The 7,312-nt window shown below is 58.4% G+C and carries 9 protein-coding genes and 1 pseudogene; all 10 read right to left on the bottom strand.

The window, feature by feature from the left end:
- Positions 1 to 51 precede the first annotated feature (51 nt).
- Positions 52 to 408: a hypothetical protein gene (locus AC286M_RS00990; RefSeq protein WP_488202606.1), complete on the bottom strand. Its 357-nt coding sequence runs from the start codon at positions 406 to 408 to the stop codon at positions 52 to 54.
- A gap of 10 nt (positions 409 to 418) precedes the next feature.
- Positions 419 to 766, bottom strand: a complete 348-nt coding sequence (locus AC286M_RS00985) for a hypothetical protein (RefSeq protein ID WP_488202605.1) — start codon at positions 764 to 766, stop codon at positions 419 to 421.
- Positions 739 to 1,356, bottom strand: a complete 618-nt coding sequence (locus AC286M_RS00980) for a hypothetical protein (protein WP_488202604.1) — start codon at positions 1,354 to 1,356, stop codon at positions 739 to 741. Before AC286M_RS00980 ends, AC286M_RS00985 begins: the two co-directional genes overlap by 28 nt.
- A 94-nt stretch (positions 1,357 to 1,450) precedes the next feature.
- Positions 1,451 to 2,266, bottom strand: coding sequence for a class I SAM-dependent methyltransferase (locus AC286M_RS00975; protein WP_488202603.1), 816 nt, complete (start codon positions 2,264 to 2,266; stop codon positions 1,451 to 1,453).
- A gap of 1,271 nt (positions 2,267 to 3,537) precedes the next feature.
- Positions 3,538 to 3,870 carry a dTDP-4-dehydrorhamnose 3,5-epimerase gene (gene rfbC / locus AC286M_RS00970; protein ID WP_488202602.1) on the bottom strand — a complete coding sequence of 111 codons (333 nt, stop codon included), beginning with the start codon at positions 3,868 to 3,870 and terminating at the stop codon, positions 3,538 to 3,540.
- Positions 3,849 to 4,157, bottom strand: a complete 309-nt coding sequence (gene rfbC, locus AC286M_RS00965; RefSeq protein ID WP_488202601.1) for a dTDP-4-dehydrorhamnose 3,5-epimerase — start codon at positions 4,155 to 4,157, stop codon at positions 3,849 to 3,851. The genes rfbC (AC286M_RS00970) and rfbC (AC286M_RS00965) overlap by 22 nt, the downstream gene beginning before the upstream one ends.
- A pseudogene (gene rfbA / locus AC286M_RS00960) lies at positions 4,157 to 5,039 on the bottom strand (glucose-1-phosphate thymidylyltransferase RfbA). The gene rfbC (AC286M_RS00965) and the pseudogene rfbA overlap by 1 nt, the downstream one beginning before the upstream one ends.
- Entirely contained in the window at positions 5,036 to 5,953 is a 918-nt protein-coding gene (gene rfbD, locus AC286M_RS00955) for a dTDP-4-dehydrorhamnose reductase (protein WP_488202600.1), read from the bottom strand. Before rfbD ends, rfbA begins: the two are co-directional and overlap by 4 nt.
- A gap of 1 nt (position 5,954) precedes the next feature.
- Positions 5,955 to 6,851, bottom strand: coding sequence for a Wzz/FepE/Etk N-terminal domain-containing protein (locus AC286M_RS00950; protein ID WP_488202599.1), 897 nt, complete (start codon positions 6,849 to 6,851; stop codon positions 5,955 to 5,957).
- Positions 6,852 to 6,874: 23 nt separating this feature from the next.
- Positions 6,875 to 7,312: GDP-mannose 4,6-dehydratase (locus tag AC286M_RS00945; protein ID WP_488202598.1), on the bottom strand; the 438-nt coding region annotated here is incomplete at its 5' end.

The following is a 7,312-nucleotide window of genomic DNA, read 5'->3' as shown; positions in this document are numbered from 1 at the left end:
TCAGTTACGTATTGCTAAGGTTAATTGCGTCCTGTTTTACCAGGAGCTTCATCAGCACCTTACCACAATCAGTCGGACCACAAGCTGAAGGTCTCTCTGGTCCTTGATGGCAATTGCAAAAAACAGAAGCATTGGAAAGTACATCAATGCCTTCAACTCGGCCAAAATGAAATCAGCGCGGTTGCCGTTGCCCACGCCGATCAGAGCGCCAATGCAGGAAACGCCGATGAACAGCGTGGTGAGCAGCCAGATCTCTTTGGGCATTGAGGTACGGGGTCGCAAAGCGAAATGACAGGCCACGGATGCCATGCAGCACAAAAAGAGAAGCACTCGCACGCGGATGCTGCCGTTCACTTCTGTCAGGTAGCCATTGCCGCCCAGCAGCAATTCCAGGAGGACGAGGACCAAGAGAGCTCTGTCAAAGGCTCTCAGGGAGAGGGGGGGCAGCAGGGTGCGATCGCCAGCATTGCCTGTGCCCGACGCGATCGCTGTCGAAGGCGCTGTGGCTGTGGCGCGGGAGATCGGCATGATGGGCGGTCACTCTCAGATTCGACAGTCGGGCGGCGATTCTCGAAGACAGGCTCCGCACGATCGGGGCATTCAGGCGGAATTGGCGCCGGGAAGGGCGATGTAGCAGGAACCATTTGATGAACATGATCTGCTTGCGCGGATCGGAACCGGTCGCGAGGAATGCGAGTTGGCTTTCCAGCTGGATGAACCGCTCAAAATCCGAATCGCTCAAATCGACACGCATCGCCGCCGCCATGCGTCGGATGAGCGAACGACCACTTGCTCCAGCGAGTGCTGGGGGCCGCTATGACCGGATATCTCCATCTTGGTCAGAAAGTCGTAGATTGCACGGATGACCAACACATTCAAGTGGGATGTTGTCCTTCCATATCCACTCACGGTCAATGATCTTGCACTGCTCGCCGCTGTTGTAGGCGTTGGACCAGATGCTGTCGACATGGCTGCCATTCCGAGCCAGAGCACGCCATCGGTAGTCTGTGCCTCGCGCGTGAGCGAATCTTTCCAGTTCATGGCGGGCGCGAGCACTTGCTCCAGCGTGGAGCGCCGGGACTGGGCAAGCTGGTGCACTTGCGTGAACACCGACGGGGTGTCAATCCATGGACTGTCGGTTTCCACGAGGGTGAGTCGGTCATCGCTGGGGATCTCTCTGTTCAGCAGGCGCTTCTCGACGGAGATAGCGCCCCCCGTCTTCACGATGCGGGTCTGTGTCGCGAAAGGCCTTCGCCGACCGGATGCGTAATGAATGCCGAGTTGTCCGAAGGAGACGCCGCTGGCGACTCCTTTCGATGCCACGATCAGGAAGGAATTTGAAAAAAATTCCAGCATGCGGTTTCGACTCAATTCGAGTGCGGCTGACCCTTCGTCCCACAGGTCGTATCGTTTGCCAGAGTAGTCGCTGGACGGTATCTGGGAGATCATCTCACCCGCGAGGCTGGATGCGAGAAATTCGGCAGAAAGTCCGCAGTCGGGTATTTTGTAGTCCGGAAATGGATAGAAGAACTCCATCTCTCGGGAAATATTTTCCGATGCGGTCTTCCAGTTCTCGCTTGCCGAACGTGCGGGCCACTGAGGCATCCTTGTGATAACCCTCTAGCCCTTCGAATGGGATTCCAAGATGGTCTTCTCGTGCGCCGTTGAAATATTTCAATCCAAATTGGTTTTCAATGGCAATGATCAGGATTCCGTTTGGAGACAGCATGTCCTGAAAGTATTTCAAGGCTGCATCGTACGGGTCTGCCCCATCAATGAATGCCGCGGAATACTCAAATACGCCAATGCAGAAAATAATATCAAATTTCTGAATGAATTGCAGCTTCTGAAATGGTGCGCAGACGACAGAGACCGATGGCAGATCACGAGTTCTGGCTTTAGCGAGTCGGGCTCTATTGATATTGCCCTCGACAGAAATAACCTGATCGAAATTCTCGCCTAGGTGCCTTGAAATGGCGCCACAACCGCAACCCACCTCCAGCACGCGAAGTCTTCGGTCAAAGCTGAAGCCCGACAACAGTTGGGAGCGTTTGCTGGTCAGGTGGTATTCGCTGGGCCAGTCCTCGATGAAAGCCTCCAACTCAGGAGAGCGGCAGCTCAGATCGTTGACACTCGAGAAAACTTCATGGAGATAGCGCTCGGATCCCGTTCCATCGGAATAGCCAAATGTTTCGTGGGTCTTCAAACGCCAGACTGCCGAGGTGTCCTCGATCAACTCGTTTGACACTATTTCCTTGATGTTCATGACGTTGTTTCCATTATCTTTTCGAGATAGATCGATTGAGGCATGCGCTGGCAATGAGGGAAAGCACGATCGTGCTGATGGTGACCCTGATGCTCCATGCGATGGCCGCGCCAACGATTTCGTATCGATCAATGAGGAACCACATATAGGGGACGTAGAGTATAAGTTCCGCCACGTGCAGTTTCGCCGTCAGATCTGGTCGGCCATCAGGATTGAATCAATCCTTGCGATATGTAACCAAAGCTATTTATGAACACGCCCACCGCGAGCAATTGCATGACGCGGTAGCTATGTCCGAGCGAAATCGTTGCCAACCCAGAGTGCAAGGGCCGGCTGCGCGACCACAATGGTGATCAGCGACAGGGGTAGCATCGTCCAGAAAGTGATCTTCAGCCACCGCCGATACCGAATCCTGGGACACCGAGTTGTGTTGCCACGTTGGAACCGCCTCCGAAAACAAAGGGAATAAGACACCGATGTAGATGCCAGGGATCAACAGCAGGCTGATGACCATGTCATAGGGTGTCGAAAAATACGCCACTGCCTCGGCAGACACAGGGCGTGGCTAGCGCGATACGCCCCAAGTAGAGCAAAAGCGGGCCAGCCAAGTTGCTCAGGGTCATCCAGCCACCGAAAGAAAGCAACTGACGTACTTGTTGTAGTTGTACAGAAGATTTGCGCAGCAGCTCCGGGTGAGGGTCTCGCGCAGATTACCGCGTAGGCGATACAGGATAGGAGACGGCCTGCGACCAGCGTGGCCACAATCAGGGGCAGTTCGCTCGAAAAAGGCAGGGCGGCCAGAGGCCCTGAGGGTGGGTCAGGGCGCCGAGGGGCGCCTTGACCAGGTTGAGCAACGTCAAACCTGTGTCGACCTCTCCAGGATTCCTCTCAGTCCAGTGGTGACGATGACCAGTGGAATAGAGAGTGCCAGTAGGTAAAACGCCTGCAGGGTTTCGGCGCGGAGATGGTCCGGGATCGACAGTTGTCTCTACGAGCCAGGGCGAGAGAAGCGCCACGAAGAGCCCTCCCACGACTCCCAGTCCGACCATGCACATCATTCCACTGCGTGCGATCACAGGAATCTGGTCGCTCTCACCACTGCCGACCTTCTTAGCGATGAGTTGGGTCATCGCACGCCCAACCCGAGGTCGAAGAGGCTGAAGTAGCCGACCACCTACCCAGGCGAGCGACAGGATGCCGAATCGAGCGACACCCATCGCCGCCAACAAGGGCGGCACGGAGACCAGGGCTGCCAGCAGGGAGACCTGTACCTAGCGCGCTCCAGAGGACATTGCTGGTGATCCGCACGAGTGACTAGGTCGGCTTAGAGCCGCCCAACAGACGCACGAAGACCTCGGCCTTTTGCAGGCGCGGGCGTCCTTATCCTTGGCAGAGAGCAGTGGCGGCGTTCCCGCGTCCGGCCAGTCGATGCCGATGGCCGGGTCGTTCCACGCGATGCAGCGCTCGTGCTGCGGCGCGTAGTAGTCGGTGGTCTTGTAGAGAAAGTCAGCCGATTCGCTCAGCACGAGAGAACCGCGGGCAAACCCCGGCGGTACCCAGAACTGCCGATGGTCGTCCTCACTCAGTTCAAGACCCGCGTCCATTGTCCGAAGGTCGGTGATGCCTTGCGCACATCGACCGCGACATCGAACACACTGCCCCGCACCACGCGCACCAGTTTGCCCTGGGGCTGTTGCAACTGATAGTGCAGGCCGCGCAGGACTCCGCGGGCGCTGCGGCTGTGGTTGTCCTGCACGAAATTCACATCGAGACCGGTGGCGGCCTGGAAAGCGGCCTGGTTGAAGCTTTCGAGGAAGAATCCCCGTGCATCGCCGAATACCCTGGGTTCGATCACGAGTACGTCCGGGATGTGGGTGGGCGTTACTTTCATCACAGCACCGCGTCGTTGAGCAAGCGCAGCAGATACTGCCCGTAGCCTGTCTTGTGGAGTGATCGCGCCATGGTTTCCAGCGCCGCGTCGTCGATCCATCCCTGTCGCCAAGCGATTTCCTCAGGGCACGCGATCTTGAGGCCCTGCCGGTTTTCCAGCGTGGCGATGAACTGACCGGCGTCCAGCAGGCTGTCGTGCGTTCCTGTATCGAGCCAGGCATAGCCGCGTTTCATGATCTGGACATTGAGCTGGCCCTTTTCGAGGTACGCCTGGTTGACTGCGGTGATTTCCAGTTCGCCGCGAGCGCTGGGCTTCACCGCCTTGGCGATGTCCACCACCTGGTCGTCGTAGAAGTAAAGGCCGGTCACGGCGTAGTTGCTCTGGGCTGTGCCGGTTTCTCCTCGATGCTGATGGCCTTGCCCAGTTGGTCGAAGCTCACAACGCCAAAACGTTCCGGATCGGTCACGTGGTAGGCGAACACTGTCGCACCCGAGGCTTGGCGGTCGGCTTCGTCAACAGCACGGCGAAATCGTGGCCGTAGTAAATGTTGTCGCCCAGCACGAGGGCACTTGGAGCGCCGTTGAGAAACGCCTCGCCAATGAGAAATGCCTGCGCAAGGCCATCTGGGCTCGGTTGCACCGCGTATTGAAAGCTCATGCCCCACGCACTTCCATCGCCCAGTAGCTGGGTGAAGCGCGGTGTGTCTTGTGGCGTGCTGATGATCAGCACCTCGCGAATGCCGGAAAGCATCAGCGTGGTGAGCGGGTAGTAGATCATCGGCTTGTCATAGACCGGTAGCAGTTGCTTGCTCAGTGCGAGTGTGGCCGGATGAAGGCGGGTACCGGAGCCACCGGCCAGGATGATGCCTTTGCGTTGGGTCATGGTTGTGCTGTGGTGTTAAGGATTTCGGCAAGCATGCGCCGTACACCATGCTGCCACTTGGGCAGGTCAAGTCCGAACGCCTGCCGTAAGCGGTTTGTGTTCAGGCGGGAATTGTGTGGACGGCGCGCGGGAGTTGGGTACTCGGTGGTCGGGATGGGCATCACTTCTCGCACCTTGAGCCTCAGATCTGGTGCGAGTTCGCGGGCGGTTTCCAGCACGAACTGCGCATAGCCATGCCACGAAGTTTCTCCCTCAGCCGCGAGGTGGAAAATGCCCTGGCTGTCAGGTTGCGGGTACGCGTGCCGGATGGCGTGGGCAGTTACGTCGGCGATCAATTCCGCCCCGGTGGGCGCCCCGATCTGGTCGGCGATGACCTTAAGCTGTTCGCGATCCTGTGCGAGACGGAGCATGGTCTTTCGGAAAGTGTCCTCTCGCGCCGCGTACACCCAGCTGGTGCGAAAGATCAGGTGGCGTCCGCCGGCGGCTTGTATGCGTTGCTCGCCTTCGAGCTTGCTTCTGCCATACACGCTCAGGGGATTGGTGGGAGCATCTTCAGCGCGCGGCGCTTGACCGCTGCCATCAAAAACGTAGTCGGTCGAAAAGTGCACCAGCAGCGCGTCCACTTCACGGGCCGCCTGAGCCAGCTCACCCGGAGCGATGGCGTTGATCGTGTGGGCGAGATCAGCCTCTGTCTCCGCCTTGTCCACTGCCGTGTGCGCCGCCGCGTTCACGATGACGGAGGGGCGTAAACGCAAGATAGCCTCACGCAAGCTGTCGGGCTGCGCAAGGTCGCCTCCATCGCGGCGGTCCAAAGCAATCAATGGGCCCAGTGGCGCCAGGCTGCGTTGAAGCTCCCAGCCAACCTGACCGTTTTTTCCCAGCAGAAGAAGGGGCGCGCGGCGTGCAAGGTCCACGTCAGGAATTCCGGATGCCAATGCTTTGGCGGATACGCTGAATCTTGTCGGCCGAGTCGCTGTGACGAGCCGCCTGACGCCAGCCCTGTCGGAAAAACACGAAAAGGATCAAGGCCAATGCACCCACCAATCCGGTTGTCACGGCAATGAAGGACTTCTGCGGCTTGGAGGGCTTCGTGGGAAGGCCGGGCGACTGGGCGAAGGCCTCGGCGCCGAAGCCCGTGAGCTTGCGATTAAGGTCTTGCAACGTCTTTTCACGAAGCATGCGCTGCTCGAAAAGGTTGATGTAGGCACGGGCCACATTGTCGCCTTCGGTACCCGGCGTAACCTTGTCCATGTTCTGACCGATCCGCTCCAGAACGATGCCTAGCTCCTTCAAGGACGTTCGAGCGAACTCCGCCTGCTGCTGCAGCTGTTCCAACTCCTTGCCCCTGGGTAGGCTGAATAGGCGAAAGGCCTCGACCAATGCGGTATTCAGCTGCCGCGCCTGCTCGGGCGTGGGCGCTTCCACGCGAACCTTCACCAGTCGATCTGCCTTGCTGTAGCTGGCGTGGATATCTTTTCGCAACCTCTCCAAGGCGTCTTCAGGATCCGAATCCCGCTCAGGAATCCACGGTGCCTGGGCCAGCAAAGGAACAAGGACGTCAGCCGAAGTGAAGTAAGCCACGGAAGCTTCAGCGATCTTGTCATCAAGCTGCAACCAGGATTCGCTCTCATAGCGGGGTGGCAGGAGAAAGGTGACGCCCCAGGCAATCAGCCCGATCAAGATGGGCCCCGAAAGAAGCAGCCGCAAGTTCTCCGCAACCACAACCAAAAGGTCGAGCAGGTTCAGCGTGTCGTCGTCCGATGGCGCGGCGTGTAAGTCGGCAAGAGGCATGTAGGTTTTCGGCGGCGACATGGAATCGGTCGTGTGAACTCGGTTTAGGAGGGGCAGAAGTTTCTTGTCAATGTTCGTACTGCGTCTGCACCCACTGCCTGATACGCCCCACTCTGCACATTCGACACCCATTCGGCGTGGTCCAGATACCACTGCACCGTCTTGCGGATGCCGGTCTCGAAGGTCTCGGCGGGTTTCCAGCCGAGTTCCGCTTCCAGCTTGCGGGCGTCGATGGCATAGCGCCGGTCGTGACCGGGGCGGTCTTTCACGTGGGTGATCTGCGTGGTGTACGAGGCGCCGTCCGCGCGCGGGCGCAGCTCATCGAGCAGGGCACAGATGGTGTGCACGATCTCGATGTTCGGCTTCTCGTTCCAGCCGCCCACGTTGTATGTCTCGCCCAACCTGCCGGCCTCCAGCACGCGGCGAAGGTGCTGATGAGTTCTCGTACAGGACGCAATTAACCTTAGCAATACGTAACTGAA

This window comes from Thainema salinarum CENA647 (assembly GCF_057732415.1).
Note: the sequence above shows the minus strand (reverse complement) of the source record. Positions and strands in the feature narration are given on the sequence as shown.

Coding starts and splice junctions, on each gene's coding strand:
- AC286M_RS00985 (WP_488202605.1), bottom strand. CDS start 766: ATGGCGGCGGCGATGCGTGTCGATTTGAGCGATTCGGATTTTGAGCGG.
- AC286M_RS00980 (WP_488202604.1), bottom strand. CDS start 1,356: ATGCTGGAATTTTTTTCAAATTCCTTCCTGATCGTGGCATCGAAAGGA.
- AC286M_RS00975 (WP_488202603.1), bottom strand. CDS start 2,266: ATGAACATCAAGGAAATAGTGTCAAACGAGTTGATCGAGGACACCTCG.
- rfbC (WP_488202602.1), bottom strand. CDS start 3,870: ATGGACGCGGGTCTTGAACTGAGTGAGGACGACCATCGGCAGTTCTGG.
- rfbC (WP_488202601.1), bottom strand. CDS start 4,157: ATGAAAGTAACGCCCACCCACATCCCGGACGTACTCGTGATCGAACCC.
- AC286M_RS00950 (WP_488202599.1), bottom strand. CDS start 6,851: ATGTCGCCGCCGAAAACCTACATGCCTCTTGCCGACTTACACGCCGCG.